This is a genomic window from Nonomuraea turkmeniaca (assembly GCF_005889735.1).
GTDB lineage: Bacteria > Actinomycetota > Actinomycetes > Streptosporangiales > Streptosporangiaceae > Nonomuraea > Nonomuraea turkmeniaca.
Genome location: NZ_VCKY01000009.1, coordinates 1 through 20,426, shown reverse-complemented (window position 1 = coordinate 20,426; position 20,426 = coordinate 1). Strand labels below are relative to the sequence as shown.

General features: G+C 69.1%; 19 protein-coding genes. 14 read left to right on the top strand and 5 right to left on the bottom strand.

All coding sequences use genetic code 11. The features are described from left to right. Window positions 1-186 precede the first annotated feature (186 nt). The 11 genes from mltG (ETD86_RS04075) to ETD86_RS04025 all read left to right on the top strand — a co-directional run bounded on the left by mltG (ETD86_RS04075) (window position 187) and on the right by ETD86_RS04025 (window position 11,942). The gene (gene mltG / locus ETD86_RS04075) at window positions 187-1,407 is read left to right on the top strand and encodes an endolytic transglycosylase MltG (RefSeq protein WP_246147601.1); all 1,221 of its coding nucleotides are present in this window, start codon (window positions 187-189) and stop codon (window positions 1,405-1,407) included. Between the two features lie 211 nt (window positions 1,408-1,618). Next, entirely contained in the window at window positions 1,619-2,776 is a 1,158-nt protein-coding gene (mltG, locus tag ETD86_RS04070; protein WP_138664725.1) for an endolytic transglycosylase MltG, read from the top strand. Window positions 2,777-3,121: 345 nt separating this feature from the next. After that, on the top strand, window positions 3,122-3,976 hold the full coding sequence (locus ETD86_RS04065) for a shikimate dehydrogenase (RefSeq protein WP_138664724.1): 855 nt from the start codon (window positions 3,122-3,124) through the stop codon (window positions 3,974-3,976). Window positions 3,977-4,375: 399 nt separating this feature from the next. Further along, on the top strand, window positions 4,376-5,026 hold the full coding sequence (infC, locus tag ETD86_RS04060) for a translation initiation factor IF-3 (protein ID WP_281286871.1): 651 nt from the start codon (window positions 4,376-4,378) through the stop codon (window positions 5,024-5,026). Between the two features lie 125 nt (window positions 5,027-5,151). Continuing rightward, window positions 5,152-5,346 (top strand): 50S ribosomal protein L35, encoded by a 195-nt coding sequence (gene rpmI / locus ETD86_RS04055; RefSeq protein WP_090761693.1) that lies wholly within the window; start codon window positions 5,152-5,154, stop codon window positions 5,344-5,346. A gap of 24 nt (window positions 5,347-5,370) precedes the next feature. Next, a complete protein-coding gene (gene rplT, locus ETD86_RS04050; RefSeq protein ID WP_127934456.1) occupies window positions 5,371-5,754 on the top strand; it encodes a 50S ribosomal protein L20 in 384 nt (127 codons plus the stop codon). Between the two features lie 86 nt (window positions 5,755-5,840). Beyond that, window positions 5,841-6,644 (top strand): TrmH family RNA methyltransferase, encoded by an 804-nt coding sequence (locus ETD86_RS04045; protein WP_138664723.1) that lies wholly within the window; start codon window positions 5,841-5,843, stop codon window positions 6,642-6,644. Window positions 6,645-6,694: 50 nt separating this feature from the next. After that, entirely contained in the window at window positions 6,695-7,795 is a 1,101-nt protein-coding gene (locus ETD86_RS04040) for a sensor histidine kinase (RefSeq protein ID WP_138664722.1), read from the top strand. A gap of 155 nt (window positions 7,796-7,950) precedes the next feature. Further along, a complete protein-coding gene (gene pheS, locus ETD86_RS04035) occupies window positions 7,951-8,991 on the top strand; it encodes a phenylalanine--tRNA ligase subunit alpha (RefSeq protein ID WP_246147613.1) in 1,041 nt (346 codons plus the stop codon). Beyond that, window positions 8,991-11,555, top strand: coding sequence for a phenylalanine--tRNA ligase subunit beta (locus ETD86_RS04030; RefSeq protein ID WP_138664720.1), 2,565 nt, complete (start codon window positions 8,991-8,993; stop codon window positions 11,553-11,555). Before pheS ends, ETD86_RS04030 begins: the two co-directional genes overlap by 1 nt. Window positions 11,556-11,708: 153 nt before the next feature. After that, window positions 11,709-11,942 (top strand): hypothetical protein, encoded by a 234-nt coding sequence (locus ETD86_RS04025; protein ID WP_138664719.1) that lies wholly within the window; start codon window positions 11,709-11,711, stop codon window positions 11,940-11,942. An 11-nt stretch (window positions 11,943-11,953) separates the two neighbouring features. On the opposite strand, the gene ETD86_RS04020 is transcribed toward ETD86_RS04025, so the two are convergent. Beyond that, the gene (locus ETD86_RS04020; protein ID WP_138664785.1) at window positions 11,954-12,532 is read right to left on the bottom strand and encodes a Uma2 family endonuclease; all 579 of its coding nucleotides are present in this window, start codon (window positions 12,530-12,532) and stop codon (window positions 11,954-11,956) included. 145 nt (window positions 12,533-12,677) lie between these two features. Between ETD86_RS04020 and ETD86_RS04015 the strand changes: the two genes are divergently transcribed. Further along, on the top strand, window positions 12,678-13,424 hold the full coding sequence (locus ETD86_RS04015) for a metallophosphoesterase family protein (protein ID WP_138664718.1): 747 nt from the start codon (window positions 12,678-12,680) through the stop codon (window positions 13,422-13,424). Here the strand turns inward: ETD86_RS04015 and ETD86_RS04010 are convergent. From ETD86_RS04010 to ETD86_RS03995, 4 genes are all read right to left on the bottom strand, one after another. After that, the gene (locus ETD86_RS04010; protein ID WP_138664717.1) at window positions 13,421-14,725 is read right to left on the bottom strand and encodes an MFS transporter; all 1,305 of its coding nucleotides are present in this window, start codon (window positions 14,723-14,725) and stop codon (window positions 13,421-13,423) included. The two genes, ETD86_RS04015 and ETD86_RS04010, sit on opposite strands and share 4 nt — an antisense overlap. Before the next feature lie 102 nt (window positions 14,726-14,827). Then, entirely contained in the window at window positions 14,828-15,187 is a 360-nt protein-coding gene (locus tag ETD86_RS04005) for a nuclear transport factor 2 family protein (RefSeq protein WP_246147598.1), read from the bottom strand. 10 nt (window positions 15,188-15,197) lie between these two features. Then, a complete protein-coding gene (locus ETD86_RS04000; RefSeq protein WP_138664715.1) occupies window positions 15,198-15,605 on the bottom strand; it encodes a hypothetical protein in 408 nt (135 codons plus the stop codon). Window positions 15,606-15,883: 278 nt separating this feature from the next. Further along, window positions 15,884-17,545, bottom strand: coding sequence for a class I adenylate-forming enzyme family protein (locus tag ETD86_RS03995; RefSeq protein WP_138664714.1), 1,662 nt, complete (start codon window positions 17,543-17,545; stop codon window positions 15,884-15,886). Between the two features lie 300 nt (window positions 17,546-17,845). Between ETD86_RS03995 and ETD86_RS03990 the strand changes: the two genes are divergently transcribed. Then, on the top strand, window positions 17,846-19,507 hold the full coding sequence (locus ETD86_RS03990) for an endo-1,4-beta-xylanase (protein WP_138664713.1): 1,662 nt from the start codon (window positions 17,846-17,848) through the stop codon (window positions 19,505-19,507). Window positions 19,508-19,782: 275 nt separating this feature from the next. Continuing rightward, the coding region (locus ETD86_RS03985) for a maleylpyruvate isomerase family mycothiol-dependent enzyme (RefSeq protein ID WP_138664712.1) at window positions 19,783-20,426 on the top strand (644 nt) is incomplete at its 3' end.

The following is a 20,426-nucleotide window of genomic DNA, read 5'->3' as shown; positions in this document are numbered from 1 at the left end:
ATTCACGGGGCAAGGAAACGCGGCGGCGACGGCAGGGGGCCGGTCGGCCGCTCGTGCGAGCGTGGTGCCGGCAGCAGGCCGGTCCGCAACCCGCGCGAGTGCGGTGTCCGTGGCAGGTCGGGTCGCCGGCGGTGTGCGTGTGACGGTGCGCTCTGGGAGTCGGTGGACGCTTGGCGGGGTGATCGCGTGAGCGGCACCGACAGCGGCGCCCCGAACGAGCCTGTCCAGGACGACCAGGACGGCGACGTCGGAGACGTGATTCCGTTCCGGGCCGGCGACGCCCCTTCCGAGGAGGCCGGCCCGCAGGGCGGCGAGCGGGCCGAGCCGCTCGAGGACGACGGCCCGGCGGACGTCATCCCGCTGCCCGCCCCCCGCAAGCAGGCCATGCGCAAGGCCGGGCTGATCTCCGCCGGCCTGATCGCGGGCCTGGTGGCGCTCGGGGTGGGGGTGTTCGCGGTGCTCAAGCCGTACGTCAGCCCGGACGACTTCGAAGGGACCGGCAGCGGCGCGGTGACCGTGCGCATCTCGCCCGGCTCCAGCGCGGAGGCCATCGGATCGGCCCTGGAAGAGGCCGGGGTGGTGGCGAGCACGCAGTCGTTCGTCAACGCCACGGAGGAGCGCGCCGTGGCCGACCGGCTGCATCCCGGGCACTACCGCCTGCGCAAGGGCATGGCCGCGGGCGCCGCCCTCGACCTGCTGCTCAGCCCCGCGTCCCGGGTCGTTCGGCGGGTCACCATACCTGAGGGTCTGCGGACGAGCGAGGTGCTGTACCGCGTCGCCCGCCACGCCGGGCTGCCGCTCAAGGACCTGCAGAACGTCGACAAGGCCCTGGTCGGGTTGCCCGAGTACGCCTCCGGGCTCGAAGGGTTCCTGTTCCCCGCGACGTACGAGATCGAGCCGGGGGACACGGCCGTGGACGTGCTCGCCGCGATGGTGGAGCGCTTCGGCGTCGCGGCCAGGAAGGTGCGGCTGGCTGAACAGGCGGCACGCGTCCAGCTGACGCCGCTGGAAGCGGTCACGGTGGCCAGCATGATCCAGGCGGAGGGCGGGACCGACGAGGACTATCCCAAGATCTCCCGAGTCATCTACAACCGCCTCGCGAAGGGAACGCCGCTTGAGATCGACAGCACCGTTCTGTACGCGCAGAACCGGCGAACACTGAGAGTAACGGAGCGCGATACCAAGGTGGATTCCCCCTACAACACCTATCGCCACAAAGGACTGCCGCCAGGGCCCATCGCCAATCCCGGGGAGAAGGCGCTGATGGCCGCCCTGCACCCGGCCAAGGGTGATTGGCACTGGTTTGTGACGACGGATCCGGCGCATAGAATCACCAAATTCACCAACAAAGAGAGCGAGTTCGTGAGATACCGGGAAGAGTTGAACAAGAACCTCGGGGCGAGCTGATGTTCGACGGGACCCCCTCCGGCTCCACGCAAAAGCCCCAAAACGGGGCATGCGTCCTCTTCCTGTGCCGTAGCATGGCTACCCAGAGTGATCCCCGCCGGTCATGGAAGCATGTCCGGCGGCTCCCCCAGTTCGACTCGGTAACCACTGCCGGTTGGGCACTTCCGCTTGACGCCTGGCCGGCCGCACCGGGAGATTGGCCTGCGAACCTATGAACGATCTCGATCTGAACACGCTGCTCGGCGCCGAGGACGACGAAGGTCAGACCAGGCGCCGCACCCGGAGTTCCGGCAGACGCGGTAACGGCCGCAGGCGGCGCAGGCGTCGCAACCGGGGCCGCTTCATTGCGCCGTTGCTCGCTTTCGTCGTGCTGGCGGGCATCATCGGCGGCGGTGGATATTACGGCTACCTCTGGCTCAGCGACGCCCTCGTGCCCGACGACTACACCGGCCAGGGCACCGGCGAGGTCGTCATTGAGATCAAGGACGGCCAGAGCGCCTCGGAGGTGGCTGAGGAGCTGGAGCGGCGGGGGGTCGTCGCCAGCGCCAGGGCGTTCACCAACGCCATCGGCAACGCCGGCATGAGCGACAAGTTGCAGCCCGGGTCGTACAAGATGCGCAAGCAGATGTCGGCCGCCAGCGCCGTGGCGATGCTCGTCCCGGGGAACCGGCTGCTCGCCAAGGTGACGATCCCTGAGGGCAAGCGCCTGTCCGACACCCTGATCACGCTCGCCAAGGAGACCGGTAAGCCGGTCAAGGAGTTCACCGCCGCGGCCAAGGACGTCGGCGAGCTGGATCTGCCGCGCTACGCCAAGGGGAAGCTGGAAGGCTACGCCTTCCCGGCCACGTACGAGTTCCAGCCCAAGACCACCCCGACGCAGATGCTGGCGGAGATGGTCAAGAGGTTCAACCAGACGGCCGAGAAGGTGGACCTCGAGGGAGGTGCCAAGGAGCTCGGCCACACGCCCCACGAGATCATGGTCATCGCGAGCATCGTGCAGGCCGAGGCCGGTCGGCAGGAGGACATGGCGAAGATCGCCCGTGTCATCTACAACCGGCTCGAGCGCAAGCCGCAGATGAAGCTGGAGATGGACAGCACGGTGATGTTCGCGCTGAACAAGTACGGCACCGCGGCCACCATCCCCGAGACGAGGACCAAGCACCCGTACAACACCTACATCAATCTGGGCCTGCCGCCCGGCCCGATCACCAACCCCGGTGACCACGCCATCGAAGCGGCGCTGAACCCTGCGAAGGGTGATTGGCTCTGGTTCATCGCCACCGACCCCAAGAGCAATGTCACCAAGTTCGCCTCAACGGAGGCTCAGCGCCAAGCGCTTTTCGCCGAGTACAAGAGGAACGGCGGCTGACCGGCCGTCCGCTGGGCCTACCCGGCCCGCCTCACGCCGCCCACCGCTGACGCGGGCGGGTGCCGTGAGGCGGGCCGTGGCTCGTTCGGCCCCCAAAGTCCGGGTGGTCCAGTGGCCTGTCGCGCTCTGCCGGCCATTGCCGAACCGGCCGCCCTGGAACCTCCGTCGGCGTCCGTGGCGATGAACGACAGCGTGGTCGCGCCGTAATACGAGCCGCCGCCTTCCGCCGGTCTGGAGTCTCCGCTGTCCCTACGCGAAGGTCATCGGCGGCGGCGCGGTGTGGGGCCGGCGGTGTGGTGCGGGAGTTGGCGATAAGGTCGTCGTGTTCGTTCGGAAGGAGTGCGGATGCGAGCCGCCGTGTTGGGATCGCCCATCGCCCATTCGCTCTCGCCCTACCTGCACAGAGCCGCCTATCAGGCGATGAGCCTGGACGGGTGGAGCTACGAGGCGTTCGAATGCGACGAGGCGCGGCTGCCCGGCCTGCTGCGGGAGCTGGCGCCGGTGCGCGGGCAGGGCCAGGAGGACGGCGACGCCTGGGCGGGCCTGTCGCTGACCATGCCGCTTAAGCGGGCCGTCCTGCCGTTGCTCGACTCCGTCTCCGACCTGGCCGTCGAGGTCGGCGGCGCCAACACGGTGGTGTTCCGCGACGGGCGGCGGCACGGGGACAACACCGACGTTTACGGCATCGAGCAGGCGCTGGCCGAGGCCGGGGTGCCCGCACCGAGGTCGGCCATCGTGCTGGGCGGAGGGGCCACGGCGGCCTCCACGCTGGCGGCCCTGCGCAATCTTGGGTTGTTCTCGGCGACCCTGCTGGTCCGCGACCCCGCGCGGGCGGGCGAGACGGTGGAGGTGGCCGAGCGGCTCGGCGTGGCGCTGGCGGTGGAGACGTTCGACAAGCTCGACGCGCTCACCGGGGTGGACCTGGTGGTGTCCACGCTGCCGAGCGGCGCCGCCGACGCCTTCGCTGACCGGCTGGCCGGGGTCCCCGCGCTCTTCGACGTGGTCTACTCACCCTGGCCGACCACCGCGGCGGCGGCCGTGGAGGCGGCGGGCGGCAGCGTGGTCGGAGGGTTCGCGATGTTGCTGCATCAGGCGGTGCGGCAGGTGGAGCTGATGACCGGCCGGACGGATGTGCCCGTTGAGGCAATGCGTGCCGCCGGCCAAGCGGAGATCCTCAGGCGGGCATCTCAAACGGGTTGATCACGGTCACGCCGGTGTCCGCGAAGTCCTTCACCTTGCGGGTCACCACGCTCCAGCCGTGAGCCCGCGACGATGTGGCCGACGCTCACCAGCCGAGGTCCACTTCGCGCGGGAACTCTAGATCGTCGGGCCAGCCAGGAGCGTTGAGGAGGAACTCCTCCTACGGGAAGGTGTCCGGCCTGCGGGGAAGATTCGAGGAGGCTGCGTGGTTGTGGTAATGTAGCTCTCTGATCGGTCCGGCATGCACTGCTGGACGCGCAAGCGGAGGTCTCCCTCCCACCCGAGTTGCCGAAAGGTGGCCGGGTCCAGGATCACGCCGGACTACTCCGGGGAGCTCGAGGCCACGAAAGCCACAGAGCTCAGTGGCCCCGCATGCGCGACGTGCGGGGCTTTTCGCGTGTGGGAAGCGCGGAAGGCCCTCGGCACGACGAGCACGTAGGGATCGCAAACCTAGGAGGCCCCATCAGCACTGAGCCCCGCATCAACGAGCGTATCCGAGTTCCCGAGGTTCGCCTCGTGGGCCCGAACGGCGAGCAGGTAGGCATCGTCTCGATTCACGACGCCCTCAAGCTCGCCCAGGAGGCCGACCTCGACCTTGTTGAGGTCGCGGCCACGGCTCGACCGCCCGTGTGCAAGCTCATGGACTACGGCAAGTTCAAGTACGAGTCCGCGATGAAGGCGCGCGAGGCGCGCAAGAATCAGGCGCACACGATCATCAAGGAGATCAAGCTCCGGCCGAAGATCGACCCGCACGACTACGAGACCAAGAAGGGTCACGTGGTGCGGTTCCTCAAGGCGGGGGACAAGGTCAAAGTCACGATCATGTTCCGCGGACGCGAGCAGTCCCGCCCCGAGCTGGGTTTCCGGCTGCTGCAGCGGCTCGCGGACGACGTCCAGGAGCTCGGCTTCGTGGAATCCCACGCCAAGCAGGACGGCCGCAACATGATCATGGTGATCGGTCCGCACAAGAAGAAGGCCGAGGCCAAGGCCGAAAAGGCCGCAGCCAAGGCACAGCGTGGCAGCGAGGAGACTTCCGTACAGGAAGGGTGACCTCCGGTTGGGGTTAGCCTTACAAAGCACCCCGATTAAGCCACCGGCAGACGAAAGACGCCGCGACCGGGTCGGCCAGCACCGGCCCGGCCACCGGCACGACCGAAACGAGGAGAGACGGCGACATGCCGAAGATGAAGACGCACAGTGGTGCGAAGAAGCGGTTCCGGGTCACCGGCACCGGCAAGATCAAGCGTCGCCGTGCCAATCGCGCGCACTACAACGAGTGGAAGTCGTCCACCTTGACGCGCCGTCTCAAGAACGAGGTCGTCCTTTCCGACGCCGACTCAAAGAAGATCAAGAAGCTGCTCGCCAAGTAGCGCGAACCCCCGGGGAGAAGAAACATGGCACGCGTGAAGCGGGCGCTCAACGCCAAGAAGAAGCGCAAGGTCGTCCTCGAACGAGCCACCGGTTACCGTGGCCAGCGGTCGCGTCTGTACCGCAAGGCCAAGGAGCAGATGCTCCACTCGATGACGTACGCCTACCGGGACCGCAAGGACCGCAAGGGCGCGTTCCGTCGTCTGTGGATCCAGCGGATCAACGCTGCGGCCCGGCAGAACGGCATGACGTACAACCGCCTGATCCAGGGACTGCGCCTGGCCAACATCGAAGTCGACCGCAAGATCCTCGCCGATCTCGCGGTGAACGACATTCAGACCTTCGCCACGCTCGTCGAGGCCGCCAAGAAGGCGCTCCCGGCGAACGTGAACGCTCCGGCCGCGAGCTGAAGCACTAAAGGGGGGCCCACCGGCTGACGGTGGGCCCTTTGTCATATGCACAGCCATATGCAGAGTCATATGCACTGGGGGAGAGCATGGCCGGGTCCGAGCTGACCAACGTGAAGTCGCCGCGGGTGAAGGCCGCCAGGCGCCTCACCAAGCGCGCCTTCAGGGAGCAGGACCGCAAGTTCCTGGCCGAGGGCCCGCAGGCGGTACGCGAGGCGCTGCGGCTCGACGGCGTCACCCTGGAGCTGTTCAGCACGGCCGAGGCGGAGCTGCGCCACCCCGAACTGATCACCGAGGCCACGCTCCAGGGCGTGCCCATGCACCGGGCCAGCGGCGAGGTCATGGCCGAGCTGTCCCAGACCGTGACTCCGCAGGGGCTGCTGGCGGTCTGCAAGCTCGTGCACGTCCCCCTGGACGAGGCGCTGACAGACGCGCCCCGCCTGGTGGCGGTGCTCGCGCACGTCCGGGACCCGGGCAACGCCGGGACCGTCATGCGGGCGGCCGACGCCGCCGGCGCGGACGCGGTCGTGTTCACCGACGCCTCCGTGGATCCGTACAACGGCAAGTGTGTACGCGCCAGCGCCGGCAGCATTTTTCACCTGCCCGTCGTCGTCGGTGCACCGGTGAGTGCCGCTGTGCGTCAACTGAGGGAACGAGGCTTGCGGGTGCTGGCGGCCGACGGCGCAGGCAAGCACACGCTCGACGACGTCGACCTGTCGGGTCCCACCGCGTGGATCTTCGGCAACGAGGCCTGGGGACTACCGGAGGAGATACTGACCGAAGCGGATGATGTGGTCAGAGTGCCCATCTACGGACAGGCTGAAAGCCTCAACCTGGCCACCGCTGCGGCGGTATGCCTCTACTCCTCGGCTAGGGCTCAGCGAGTGCCCTAGGCGGCTGGAAACCCGCTATTGTCGGCGTTGTAGGCGGAGGAGGCGAGGTCGTGCACGGTGCGGAAACCGACGGGCAGGTAGTGGCCGCCGCGTGCACGATAGCCATCGACGACCTCCCCGACGGTCTCATCGTGACCGACCGATATGGGTGCGTGGTGGCCGTCAACCGGGCCGCGGCCCGGCTCACCGGCGTCGCCATGGAGCGCGCGGTCGGCCGTGACATGAACGACGTCTTCCCCTTCCGCGATCACGACGGCCGTGACTGGTGGAAGGCGCTCGACCCCGAGTGCGGGCTGCGTACCCGTAGCAGGGTGCCGGAGCGGCCGCTGCACCTGCCGGGCGGGCAGGAGCTCTACGTCACCGCCCGGCTCGTCCGCGAGCCGGAGCGCGGCGGCGAGGTCGAGCGCGTCACGATCACCCTGCGCGACGGCGGCGCCCGTGCCCGGCTGGAGCGCAGCCGCGCCGACCTGGTCTCGACCGTGGCCCACGAGCTGCGTTCACCGCTGACCAGCGTCAAGGGGTTCACCGCGACTCTGCTGGCCAAGTGGACCCGGTTCACCGACGAGCAGAAACGTGTGATGCTCGAGACCGTCAACAACGACGCCGACCGCGTCACCCGGCTCATCACCGAGCTGCTCGACGTCTCGCGCATCGAGTCCGGGCGGCTGGAGGTGCGCCGCCAGGTCGTCGACCTCCCCGCGAGGGCCCGTAGGCTCATCGCGGGCCGGGTCGCCGCAGGTGAGGCGGAGGAGCGGTTCCGCCTGATCGTGGACGACGACCTGCCGGAGATGTGGCTCGACCAGGACAAGATCGACCAGATTCTGGGTAACCTGGTGGAAAATGCGCTGCGCCACGGGCGCGGCACCGTGACACTTGAGATCGAGTCCGTGGGATGGGGAGTTGCCGTGTCGGTGCGCGATGAGGGCGAGGGCATCGAGCCCGAGCTGGCTCCGCGCGTCTTCCGGCAGTTCTGGCGGGGCGGCAACAGCCGCAGGCGCGGCGGCACCGGCCTCGGGCTGTTCATCGTCAAAGGCCTGGTCGAGGCGCACGGTGGCACGATCACCGTGCAGCGGGCGCCCGAGGGCGGGGCGGAGTTTCGATTTACCGTGCCCACCGGCACGCCCGACTTCGCCTCTTCTGCCACTGTGTAGTCCGTTGCACGGAGCTGGGAGCTGAAGCGGGATTCGGTCCCGGTGGGCGGGCCCCACTAGACTCATTTTCGCTCAAGCCCTGGATACGGAGCTCACTCTTGTCTGACTACGACCCCGTCGAGGTGACACCGTTGCATGCCGACGAGGTGTCGCGCATGGAGGCCGACGCCATCGCGGCGATCAAGGCGGCCGACAGCCTCGACGCACTCAAGCAGGCCAGGCTGGCGCACGCGGGTGACCGCTCGCCCATCGCCCTGGCCAACCGCGAGATCGGCGCCCTGCCGCCGGCCGCCCGCGCCGAGGCCGGCAAGCGCGTCGGCACCACCCGCAAGGCGATCAACGAGGCGCTGGCCGCGCGCCAGGCCGAGCTGGAGGCCGAGCGCGACGCCCGGGTGCTCGTCGAGGAGACCGTCGACGTCTCCCTGCCCTGGGACCGGCGGCCGCGCGGCGCCCGCCACCCGCTGACCACGCTGCAGGAGCACATCGCCGACGCGTTCGTCGCCATGGGCTACGAAGTGGCCGAGGGGCCCGAGCTCGAAGGCGAGTGGTTCAACTTCGACGCGCTCAACATCGCCAAGGACCATCCGGCGCGCTCCGACCACGACACGTTCTTCGTGGACTCCACCGAGTCGGGCATGGTGCTGCGCACGCAGACCTCGCCGGTGCAGATCCGCGCGCTGCTCCAGCGTGACCTGCCGGTCTACGTGATCTCGCCGGGAAAGACGTTCCGCACCGACGAGCTCGACGCCACCCACACCCCGGTCTTCCACCAGACCGAGGGGCTGGCCGTGGACGAGGGCCTGACGATGGCCCACCTCAAGGGCACGCTCGACCGGTTCGCCGAGGTGATGTTCGGCAAGGGCATCACGACGCGGTTCCGGCCCAACTACTTCCCGTTCACCGAGCCGTCCGCCGAGATGGACCTCAAGTGCTTCGTCTGCCGCGGCGCCTCGGCGGTCCCCGGCAACCCGCCCTGCCGCACCTGCAAGTCGGAGGGCTGGATCGAGTGGGGCGGCTGCGGCATGGTCAACCCGCGCGTGCTGGTCGCGTGTGGTGTGGACCCGTCGCGTTACTCCGGGTTCGCGTTCGGCATGGGCATCGAGCGGACCCTGATGTTCCGCCACAACGCCGAGGACATGCGAGACATGATCGAAGGAGACGTGCGCTTCACGCTCCCGTTCGGAATGGAGATCTGATGAAGGTCCCGCTTTCCTGGCTGCGGGAGTACGTCGATCTCCCGGCGGTCACCGCCCACGAGGTGGCCGACAAGCTCACCATGGCAGGGCTCAAGCTCGAGTCGATCGCCTCCCACGGCCACGACGTCAAGAACGTCGTGGTCGGCGAGGTGCTCGAGATCGAGGAGTTGACCGGCTTCAAGAAGCCGATCCGGCACTGCAAGGTCGAGACCGGCGAGGCGACGCCCCGCGAGATCGTCTGCGGCGCCACCAACTTCGCCGCCGGCGACCGGGTGCCGGTCGTCCTGCCCGGCGGCGTGCTGCCCGGCGGGTTCGAGGTCGGGGCGCGCAAGACGTACGGGCGCATGTCCGAGGGCATGATCTGCTCCGAGCGGGAGCTCGGGCTGAGCGACGAGCACGCCGGCATCATGGTGCTGCCGCCGGACACGCCGATCGGCGCGGACGTGGTCGAGCTGCTCGGGCTGCGCGACGACGTGATCGAGCTGGAGATCACGCCGGACATCGGTTACGCCCTGTCGATTCGAGGCGTGGCGCGCGAGGCGGCGATCGCGTTCGGGGTGGCCTTCCGCGACCCCGCCGACGCGAGCTCCGTCGGGCTGCCCACGGAGACCAGCCCGGCGTGGTCGGCCTCGATCGCCGACCCGACCGCCTGCGACCGGTTCGTGCTGCGCGAGGTCACCGGCTTCGACCCGGCCAAGCCCAGCCCGCTCTGGATGCGGACACGCCTCACGCGGGCCGGCATGCGGCCGGTGTCCCTGGCCGTCGACATCACCAACTACCTGATGCTGGAGCTCGGGCAGCCGCTGCACGCGTTCGACCGGGCCAAGCTCAGCGGCGAGATCGTCGTACGCCGGGCCGTGGCCGGCGAGCGCCTGGAGACGCTCGACCACGTCGTACGCGAGCTCGACCCCGACGACATCCTCATCACCGACCGGTCGGGCCCGATCTCGATGGCGGGCACCATGGGCGGGCTGGACACCGAGATCTCCGACGAGTCCACCGACATCGTCATCGAGGCCGCCCACTTCTCCGCCACCGGCATCTCGCGCGAGTCCCGCAGGCACGGGCTGGTGTCCGAGTCGTCCAAGCGGTTCGAACGCGGCGTCGACCGCGAGCTGCCGCTCGTCGCCTCCTGGCGGGCCGTGCAGCTGCTGGCCGAGCTCGGCGGCGCGACCGTCCAGCCCGGGGTCACGCACGCCGAAGCCGACGTGACGCCGCCGCGCATCGCGATCCCGTCCGGCTACCCGAGCGCCGTGGCGGGGGTGACCTACTCCAAGGACACCGTGGTCGCCAGGCTGCAGCAGGTCGGCTGCGTCGTCGTGGACGGCGACGACCCTGCGGTGCGCAAGGGCGGCGTCGACCCGACCGGGGTCGTGACCGGCGGCGCGCTGGCGGCCAAGCTGGCCGTCACCGGCGATGACATGATCACGGTGACGCCGCCGTCCTGGCGGCCCGACCTCACCGACCCCAACGACCTGGCCGAAGAGGTCATCCGGCTGGAGGGGTACGCCACCCTGCCGTCGCTGCTGCCCAGCGCCCCCGCCGGGGCCGGGCTCACCGAGGGACAGCGACTGCGCAGGCGGGTCGGGCGGGCGCTGGCCGAGGGCGGCTACGTCGAGGTGCTCAGCTACCCGTTCATCAGCGCCGACGACTTCGACCGGATGTTGCTGCCCGCCGACGACGCGCGCCGCCGCGCCGCGCGGCTGGCCAACCCGCTGTCGGAGGATGAGCCGCTGATGCGCACCACGCTGCTGCCGGGGCTGCTCAAGACCCTGGTACGCAACGTCGGGCGCGGCTTCACCGACGTGGCGCTGTTCGAGACCGGGGCCGTCTACCGGCCGCGGGAGGGCGCCCCGGACGTCGCTCCGGTGCTCGGCGTCGAACGCCGGCCCACCCCTGAGGAGCTGGCCTCGATCGAGGCGGCGCTGCCCGACCAGCCGATGCGGGTCGCGGTGGTGCTGGCCGGCGAGTTCGAGCGGTCCGGCTGGTGGGGCGGCGGCCGCCAGGCCTCGTGGGCCGACGCGGTGCAGGCCGCGCGGCTGGTCGCGGCCGAGGCGCGGCTGGAGTTGTCGGTCACCGCCGACCAGCACGAGCCCTGGCATCCCGGGCGCTGCGCCGCTCTCTACGTGGGCGACACGCTCGTGGGGCACGCGGGCGAGCTGCATCCGCGGGCGATCGAGGCGTACGGCCTGCCGCCGCGCACCGCCGCGATGGAGCTGGAGCTGTCGCGCCTGGAGCCGGCTATGCCGGGGCCGGTCGACGCGCCCGCCGTGTCGTCGTACCCGGTGGCCACCCAGGACGTGGCGTTGATCGTGCCGGACTTCACGCCGGTGGCGGACGTGGAGGCGGCCCTGCGCGACGGGGCCGGGGAGCTGCTGGAGTCGATCCGGCTGTTCGACGTGTACGCCGGGGAGCAGGTGGGCGAGGGGAACAAGTCGCTCGCTTACACGATGCGGTTCCGGGCGCCTGACCGCACGTTGACGGTGGAGGAGACGACGGCGGCGCGGGACTCGGCGGTGGCCATGGCGGCCGATCGCCTGGGGGCTCACCTGCGGAGCGCCTGAACCTGTGAAAGGGCCGGTACGGCGGAGGCCGTGCCGGCCCTCCATGTTCTCGATCTCGGCGAGGTCGCGAAGAGGACCAGATCCGGTCGATCATCAAGCGGGTGCCGACGCTCGGTTCATCGTGTGCGTGGCCGACTGGCAGAATGCGGTCTCATGAGGCGGCTACTGGTGTTCGGCGAGCGAGAAGACGCCGAGGAGGTTGCTGAGACGCTGGCCGAGTGGTTCCCCGAGCTCGGGATGCCGCGGGTCGTGCGGGAGACGCTGGCCGGGGAGGACGACGCCGAGGACGCGCAGTGGGTGGTCGTCATCGAAGGGCTCGGCGAGGACGCGCTGGCGAAAGTGGACCAGTTGGTGGAGCAGCACGACGGGTGGCGGGAGACGGGCTGAGCCTGGCCTGGTCAGATGCGATCGATCTCGGTGAGGTCGATGTCGATGTCGAAGGGGACGGTGACCTTCAGCCTCTCGTGGTGGATACCGGTGAGGGCGTAGGAGTTGGTGGCGGGGTCCAGCTCATAGGCATAGACGACTGCCTTGTCCGAGTGGTCTTCGACGCGCCAGAAATGTGGGATCCCGGCCTCGGCATAGAGGGCGGGCTTGCGCTTACGGTCTCTCACTTCGGACTCCGGCGAGACGACTTCGACGGCCAGTATGAGAGCTTGCCCCCGGTAGAACGTCTGCCTGGGGCGATCTTCTGCGCTGGTGGGAATGACGAAGAGATCAGGCTCGGGCCGTTGGTGCTTGTCGAGTATGACGCTCATTTCGCGACGCACACGAAGGTCTTTCGGGGCCACGCGGCGTATTTCGCTCTCGAGGAGCGATACGACCCGCATGTGGAAGGAGGCTTGGGGGCTCACGAAGACCAAGCTTCCATCGATCAACTCTGTGTGCGCAGGCAAATCCGGAATGTGATCGAGATCTTCGGCGACGAAGCCCCCGGGTGGCGGGAAGACCCAGTCAGGCAGCGAGGAAGACGTCATCTCTTGGATCACCGCTTCGGCCGTCATGCTGCAACGGTACCAATCTAATCCCCTCACGCCAGGTGAATGGACGGATACTTAGAGAGTCGTTCGTTGGGCGCGAACGGCTCTCCCATCGCGGCCACGATCGGGGCAGAGTGGCGGCATGCGAGTCGCCGTGCTGTCCGACATCCATGGTGTGCTGCCCGCGCTCGAAGCCGTGCTGGCCGAGCCCGACGTGGCCACCGCCGACCTCATCGTGCTGACCGGGGACATGGCGGCGGGGCCGATGCCGGTGGAGACGCTCGATGTGCTCGTGGCGCTGGAGGAACGGGCGCTGTGGGTGAGCGGGAACGCCGACAGGGAGCTCGTGGAGGTGGCTCGGGGGAGGGCGCATCCTCGTGCGGTCACCCGGTGGGCGGGGGAGCGGCTGCGAAGTGATCAGGTCGAGTTGCTGGCGGGGTTGCCGGCGCGGCAGGTGGTCGAGCTCGGGCGGCTCGGGGTGACCTTGTTCGTGCACGCCACGCCGCGCAGTGACGAGGAGGTGATCCTGGTCGACAGCTCGCTGGAGCGGTGGGCTGATGTGCTGGCGGGCGAGACGGCCGAGACCCTGGTGGTGGGGAACACGCACATGCCGTTCGTGCGGCTGGCCGATCGGGTGCTGGTCGTCAACCCGGGATCGGTCGGCATGCCCTACGGGAGGGGCGGAGTGGCGCACTGGGCGTTGCTGGATGGGGAGAGAGGCGCGGTCAGCCTGCGGTGGACGCCCCTCGATGCGGCCAGGGTGGGGGAGCGGCTGGCCGCCGAGAGCGGGTTCGAACAGATCGAGGAGTGGGTGGGGGAGTACGTGACCAGCGTCCACTCCGACGCCGAGGCGTTGCGGGTGTTCGCCCAGGCCGAGAATCGCGGCTAGGCGGTGGCCTCCTGTGCCGCCGACTCCTCGCGGCGGGCCCTTTCCGCCAGGGCGTGCTCGTCCGTCCTGGCGTCGTAGCGGCGGAACTTCGGCAGGGCCGCGGCCAGGCCCAGCACGGCGGCGACGCACAGCAGGCCGCCCGCGCTGAGCGAGAAGCGGGTGCCGCCGAAGTTCGCCATCAGGCTGGCCCTGGCGTTGCCGAGCATCGGGCCGCTGGCGTACGACAGCAGCTCGATGCCCGCCAGGCGCCCGCGCAGCTCCTGCGGGATCGTCTGGTTCCACATCGTCATTCGGAAGATGCCGCTGACCATGTCGGCCGCGCCCGCCAGCGCGATGCAGACGAAGACCAGCCACACGTTCGGGGCCAGGCCGGTCAGCGCGACCGCCACGCCCCACAGTGCCGCGGCGACGATCACGCCCAGGCCCTGCCGCTGCACCCGCGCCGTCCAGCCGCCGGTGAGGGAGGCGATCAGGGCGCCGATCGCGGCGGCCGAATACAGCAGGCCGAGCGCCTGGGGCGCGTGCAGCTCGTCGGCCAGGAAGGGGAAGAGCGCCGTCGCCATCGCGAACACCATGGCCGCGATGTCCACCAGGTAGGTTCCCATCAGGTCGCTGCGCCCCACTGCGTACCGTATGCCCTCGACCAGCGATTTCAGCGACGCCGGCGCGGCGTCCTCGGCGGCCGGCAGGGATCTGATCCGCCACAGCAGCGCCAGCGACAGCAGGAAGGTGACCGTGTCCACGCCGTACGCCGCCGCCGCGCCGGCCGAGGTCACCAGCAGCCCGCCCAGGGCAGGGGCCACGATGGCGCCGAAGTTCCAGCGCAGGCTGGCCAGCGCTGCTGCCGCGCCCTGGTGTTCGTGCTTGACGACCTGCTGGAACACCGCCTCCATGCTGGGGCGCTGCAGGCAGGCGACGCCCGTGGAGATCGCGCCCACCACGTACAGGACCCAGACCTGCGGGTTCTGCAGCAGCGCGTTGACCGTGAGGGCGGCTGACGTGACCAGGAGACCCAGCTCGCTCAGTATGATGATCTTGCGGCGGTCGAGGGCGTCGGCGATGGCGCCGCCCCACAGACCGCACACCACCATGGGCACGAACTCCGCCAGGCTCACCAGCCCGACCGCCAGGTAGGAGTCCGTCAGCTCCTTCATCTGGTACGGCACCGCCACCAGGGTGATGAACGTGCCGAACATCGTGATGACCCCGGCCCCGAACAGCAGGCGGTAATCGCGCGAATCGCGCAGTGGGCTCAGGTCGATGGCAAGGTGACGAAGGAAGCGCTTGACTCGATCGGGCACGAAGGTAGATTGTCCGGCGGAAGTTGCGGGTCAGGCAACTCGATTTCCCACGTCATGGACATGACCAAGGCCCCGGTCCCCGGGGCCTTGGTCATGTCGGGATCAGGCGGTGGGGACTTTGTCCAGGAAGCCGAGGACCTTGCGGATCCTGCCGTCCTCGGCCAGCTCCACGGCGTCGAAGCCGACCGCGACCGGCTCCCCGCCCGCCGGTCCGAGGTGCCAGGTGAACCTGGCGATGTGGTGGTGGGCCTCGTAGACCTCGCCGGGGGTGAACACGAGGCCGGGGAACATGCCCTGCGCGCCCTCGATCACCGCCGCGATCCCGGCGTGACCGGCCACGTCGGCCAGCGGGTCGGTGTACGTGGCGTCCTCCGTCCACAGCTCGGCCACGGCCTTGGCGCGGGCGTCGGCGTCGGTTTCGTTCCAGGCGGCGAGGTAGCGTTCGATGAGAGTGGTGTCCATGGTCATCCCCTTAGTGGTTACGGGCCTTGCGCAGGCCCATGATCTGCAGCTCGGCGAACCCGGCGACGGTCAGCGCCTGGGCGATGGCCCAGATCGCGCCGATCGTGGTGAAGTCCAGCGCCCCCGTGACGACGGCCGCGACGCTGCCCAGGGTCCAGATGATGTTCAGGGCGATCACGGCCTTGGTGGCGGCCGGGCTGATCGTGCGACGGGTGGCCAGCAGGCCGACCGCGGCGCCGTACACGAGCAGGAAGACGCCGATCCCGCGCAGCAGGCCCGCGTCCGGGCCGAGCAGGCCGGAGACGGGGCCGGCGAAGGCGAGGTAGACCAGCCCGTTGCCGCCGGTGACGACGGCATCGGCGGTCAGCGCCAGGCGCAGGAACCTCAGGCGGTCGGTGGTGACGCTCACGGCGGTCATGTCGGGGCTCCTTCGGTGGTTCTGTGTGACACCTGAAAGATGTCAGCCACCGCGTAGGGGCCGCGATTACGCGGGAGGTAAGCGGAGGTGGCGATCCTCCGGTTCACCTGCGGCGATGCTCATGATGTGAGGCTCGTCACCGCCGCTTTGGAAGGCTTGCGGTACGTGGCCCTTGCGGCCGTTGAGCGAGAGATCGGGCAGCTCCGTGCCGCCCATGCCGTCCCCGAGCACTCCTGGGGAATCGGAGCGCCGGCTCTGGCGAGCCGCCGAAAAGTTGATCAAGTCCCGAGGATCTCCCGGCGCAGGTGGGTCTTGAGGATCTTGCCGCCGGGGTTGCGGGGCAGCTCGCCCTCGCGGAACCAGATGTGCGCCGGGATCTTGAACTTGGCGATCCGGCCCGACAGGAAGGCCTGTAGCTCCTCCGGCGTGACCGACTGGCCGGGGGCCAGGCGGATGACCGCGCCGACCTCCTCGCCCAGCTCGTCGTGCGGCACCCCGATCACGGCCGCGTCGTCGACCGCGGGGTGCTCGAACAGCGCGGCCTCCACCTCGGCGCAGTAGACGTTCTCGCCGCCCCTGATCACCATGTCCTTGGCCCGGTCCACGATGTAGACGAAGCCCTCGTCGTCGATCTTGGCGAGGTCGCCGGTGTGCACCCAGCCGCCGACGAACGTCTGGGCGGTGGCCTCGGGCTTGTTCCAGTAGCCGAGGATCACGTTCGGGCCGCGCAGGCACAGCTCGCCCACCTCGCCAGGTGGCAGCTCGTTGCCCATCGGGTCGACCACGCGCACGTCCACCACGGGGGCGGGCCGGCCGATGCTGTCGGGCTTGGCCCGGTAGTCGGCGCCGCCGTTGCCGATGGCCAGCGCGGTCGTCTCGGTCATGCCGTAGCCGTTGGAGGGCGCGCGGTCCGGGAGGTTCTCGGTGATGCGCTCCAGCAGCTTGGGCGGGGCCGGCGCGCCGCCGTACCCGAGGGTGGTCAGGGACGACAGGTCGTACTTGCCGAAGTCGGGGTGGGACATGAGCTGCCACGCGCTGGTCGGCACGCCGATCATGGCGCTGACCTTCTCGCGCTCGATCAGGCGCAGCGCCTGCTCGGGGTCCCACTTGTACATGAGCACCAGGCCGCCGCCGGTGAACATCGTCGTCGTCATGCCGGAGAAGCAGCCCGTGACGTGGAACAGCGGCACGGTCAGCAACATGATCCGGCGGGTCCCGGCCGCCGCCGCGAGGTCCTTGCCCGCCATCGCGAGCGAGTGCATGAGCCCGTAGGCCACGGTCATGGGCGACTGGCCCAGGTTGCGGTGGCTGCCCAGCGCGCCCTTGGGGTTGCCGGTCGTGCCGGAGGTGTAGAAGATCGTGGCCGGGTCGTCCGCGGACAGCTCCACGTCAGGCAGCTTCACGTCCGCCGCGACCTCGCCCAGCACCTCGTCGAAGGCTCGCGCCCCGGCCGGCGGCTCACCCCTCGTGACGATCAGCGGCACGCCCGCCGACGCCAGCCGCGCCGCCCGCTCGCCGTCCGCGATCAGCACCTTCGCGCCGGAGTCGCGCACGCCGTAGGCCAGCTCGGCCTCTGTCCACCAGGCGTTGAGCGGTACGGCCACCGCCCCGGCCGCCAGCACCGCCGAGAACGAGATCACCCATTCCGGGTAGTTGCGCATGGCCACGGCCACCCGGTCACCCTTGCGCACGGCGTACTCGTCCACCAGCCGGTTGGCCAGCGTGGCGGCCCGGCGGAAATGGTCCTCGTAGGTGATCTGCTCGTCCTCGTACACGAGGAAGACCTTCTCGCCGTGGAACCGGCTCATCTCCAGCAGCGCGCGGAACTGGGTGGGTGCGTGTTTCCACGTGCGTACCCCGGTGTCGCCGATCTCCTCCATCTCGAAGAGCTGGCCGGAGCTGGTGAGCTGCGCCTGGACCTGGGCATGCGAAAGGGACATCTGCAGAACGCTCCCCGCGGTGGACGATTATTCTGGATAAATCACAGTACCGACCGGTAGGTACGTCGCGCTAGGGCGGCCGAGCGCAGCGGGGCGGGCTCTCCCCACGTCCCCGAATCCGGCAGTGGGATCAAGACTTGTGAAACTTTCATCTTTATGCCGATAGTTTCTCTCTCCCAACTGCTGTTTTAGTCGCCGGTCGCGGCTGGTGTTGACCCTTCTCTTGCATGTAAATACCGTCTGCGATGCGATCCAAGAGGGATCGAAACTTTCGGATCGAGTGCCTGCCTGCGGAGGTAGATGTTCGTGCTTTCGTCCTCGTTCGCCAGAGTCCTCGCCTTGGCGGGGATGTCCTTAGCCTTCCTCCTGCCCGCCAGTGCGGCCGACGCGTCGGCGCCCCTGCGCACGCACGCGTCCGCCAAGGGCAAGTTCATCGGTGCGGCGCTCGCCACCGGCCCGCTGTCCAATGAGACCTCCTACCGCAACATCGCGGCCACCGAGTTCAGCCAGGTCACCGCCGAGAACGCGATGAAGTGGGACGCCACCGAGCCCAACCAGGGCCAGTTCAACTTCTCCGGCGCCGATGCCATCGTCAACTTCGCCACCCAGAACAACCAGCAGGTCCACGGCCACACTCTCGTGTGGCACAACCAGACCCCGAACTGGGTGCAGGGCCTCGGCGCCTCCGCCATGCGCACCGCCATGCAGAACCACATCAGCCAGGTCGTCGGCCGCTACGCCAACAACGCGACCGTGGTCTCGTGGGACGTGGTGAACGAGATCTTCGACGACAACGGCAACTGGCGTACCTCGTTCTGGTACAACACGCTCGGCCAGAGCTTCGTCGCCGACGCCTTCCGCGCCGCCCGCGCCGCCGACCCCAACGCCCGGCTGTGCATCAACGACTACAACGTCGAAGGCATCAACTCCAAGAGCACCGCGATGTACAACCTGGTCTCGAACCTGCGGCGGGACGGCGTGCCCGTCGACTGCGTGGGCTTCCAGGGCCACCTCGCCATCCAGTACGGCTTCCCGAACGACCTGCAGCAGAACCTGCAGCGCTTCGCCGACCTCGGCGTCCAGGTCCGGATCACCGAGCTGGACATCCGCATGCAGATGCCCAGGAACGCCACCAAGGACGCCACCCAGGCCACCTACTACCGCAACGTCGTCAACGCCTGCCTGGCCGTGACCGCCTGCGCCGGGGTCACCATCTGGGGCTTCACCGACAAGCACTCATGGGTGCCGGACACCTTCCAGGGCGAGGGCGCCGCGCTGATCTACGACGAGAACTACCAGGCGAAGCCGGCGTACAACGCCGTGCACGACGCGCTGGCCGGCGGGACCACCACCGATCCCACGCCGCCGACCACGCCGGGCACGCCGGCCGCGAGCAACGTCACGTCCAATTCCGCCGCCCTGACCTGGGCCGCCTCCACCGACAGCGGCGGCAGCGGGCTTGCCGGGTACAACGTGTACCGCGAGCAGGGCGCGACCGACACCCTGCTCGGCCAGAGCACCACGAACTCGACCACGCTGACCGGGCTGAGCCCCAACACCCAGTACCAGGTCTACGTCCGGGCCCGTGACGGCGCCGGCAACCTGTCGGCGAACTCGCCGCTGGCCACGTTCAGCACACTGTCCGGTCCTGGGGGCGGCGCGTGCTCGGCGACCGGCACCGTGCAGACCCAGTGGAGCACCGGGTACGTGGTGCAGCCGGTGACCGTCACCAACACCGGCACGTCCGCCATCACCGGCTGGACCGTCACCTTCACCCTGCCCGCCGGCCACACGCTCGCCGGCTCGTGGAATGCCGACGTGACGGTGAGCGGGCAGACCGTCACCGCCAAGAACGCGGGTTACAACGGCAGCCTGGCCCCGAACGCCAGCACCACCTTCGGGTTCCAGGTCAGCCGCCCGAACGGGAACACTCAGACGCCCAGCGGGTACACCTGCGCCTGATGCTCTTCGGCAGAATCCCCTGGGCGCTCTCCTGCCGCCCAGGGGATTCTCTCTGCTGAAGATATTGACAGTTAAACCGTTCGGGTCTGTCGTTCGCGTAGGAGGTGAACGGCTTGGCTGCCGCTCCGCGACCCGAGCCGGAAGACTCCAGCCCTCACGGGCCGGACCTTCCTGCTCTGGCCGCCGGTCGGTCGTTTCGGTAGCGGAGAGTCAGCAGTCGTATACAACAATTCCTCCTCCCGGATGAAACCGGGTCTCCAGTTCAAGGAGGATCCATGAACGAATGGGACGCCACCTCGTACGCGGGCAAGGACACCATCCTGCGTGTCGTCAGGGACGAGGCCGAGCGGCTGTTCGCACTGGCCGAACCGGAGGAGGCATGGGAGGCGCCGACCGCCTGCCCCGGCTGGACGACGCGTGACGTGGTCGCGCACATCGTCGACACGACCGAGGGGTACTTCGCCGCCTTCGACGCGGCCCGCCGCGGTCAGGACTTCGGCTCGGCGTACGGGCTGCCCGGGATGGGCGAGCGGGTCAACGAGCAGGCCGTGGCGCTTCGCGGGATTCCGCAGAAGGAACTGCTCGACCGGCTCAAGACGGACTTCGAGCGGATGCAGTCGATGCTGCGCGAGCTTGGTGAGGACGAATGGGCCGGATTCATCGTCCCGCACTTCTACATGGGGCCGGTGCCCGCGTACTTCTACGCGGCCGGGCAGCTCATGGACTACGCCGTGCACTCCTGGGACATCCGGCAGGGGACCGGCCGGGCGCACGGGCTGTCGGGGGAGGCGGCCGACCTGCTGGTGCCGTTCATGTTCGTGCTCTGGCAGTCCACGATCAAGCAGGAGGCGGACCTGGCGACGCCGTTCGAGCTCGGCATCCGGGTGGGCGGGGCCAACGGCGGCGACTTCCGTGTCTC

Coding starts and splice junctions, on each gene's coding strand:
- ETD86_RS03990 (WP_138664713.1), top strand. CDS start 17,846: ATGTTCGTGCTTTCGTCCTCGTTCGCCAGAGTCCTCGCCTTGGCGGGG.
- mltG (WP_138664725.1), top strand. CDS start 1,619: ATGAACGATCTCGATCTGAACACGCTGCTCGGCGCCGAGGACGACGAA.
- ETD86_RS04000 (WP_138664715.1), bottom strand. CDS start 15,605: ATGACCGCCGTGAGCGTCACCACCGACCGCCTGAGGTTCCTGCGCCTG.
- ETD86_RS04005 (WP_246147598.1), bottom strand. CDS start 15,187: ATGGACACCACTCTCATCGAACGCTACCTCGCCGCCTGGAACGAAACC.
- rpmI (WP_090761693.1), top strand. CDS start 5,152: ATGCCGAAGATGAAGACGCACAGTGGTGCGAAGAAGCGGTTCCGGGTC.
- ETD86_RS04045 (WP_138664723.1), top strand. CDS start 5,841: ATGGCCGGGTCCGAGCTGACCAACGTGAAGTCGCCGCGGGTGAAGGCC.
- ETD86_RS03995 (WP_138664714.1), bottom strand. CDS start 17,545: ATGTCCCTTTCGCATGCCCAGGTCCAGGCGCAGCTCACCAGCTCCGGC.
- ETD86_RS04020 (WP_138664785.1), bottom strand. CDS start 12,532: ATGACGTCTTCCTCGCTGCCTGACTGGGTCTTCCCGCCACCCGGGGGC.
- rplT (WP_127934456.1), top strand. CDS start 5,371: ATGGCACGCGTGAAGCGGGCGCTCAACGCCAAGAAGAAGCGCAAGGTC.
- pheS (WP_246147613.1), top strand. CDS start 7,951: ATGGAGGCCGACGCCATCGCGGCGATCAAGGCGGCCGACAGCCTCGAC.
- ETD86_RS04065 (WP_138664724.1), top strand. CDS start 3,122: ATGCGAGCCGCCGTGTTGGGATCGCCCATCGCCCATTCGCTCTCGCCC.
- ETD86_RS04015 (WP_138664718.1), top strand. CDS start 12,678: ATGCGAGTCGCCGTGCTGTCCGACATCCATGGTGTGCTGCCCGCGCTC.
- ETD86_RS04030 (WP_138664720.1), top strand. CDS start 8,991: ATGAAGGTCCCGCTTTCCTGGCTGCGGGAGTACGTCGATCTCCCGGCG.
- ETD86_RS04025 (WP_138664719.1), top strand. CDS start 11,709: ATGAGGCGGCTACTGGTGTTCGGCGAGCGAGAAGACGCCGAGGAGGTT.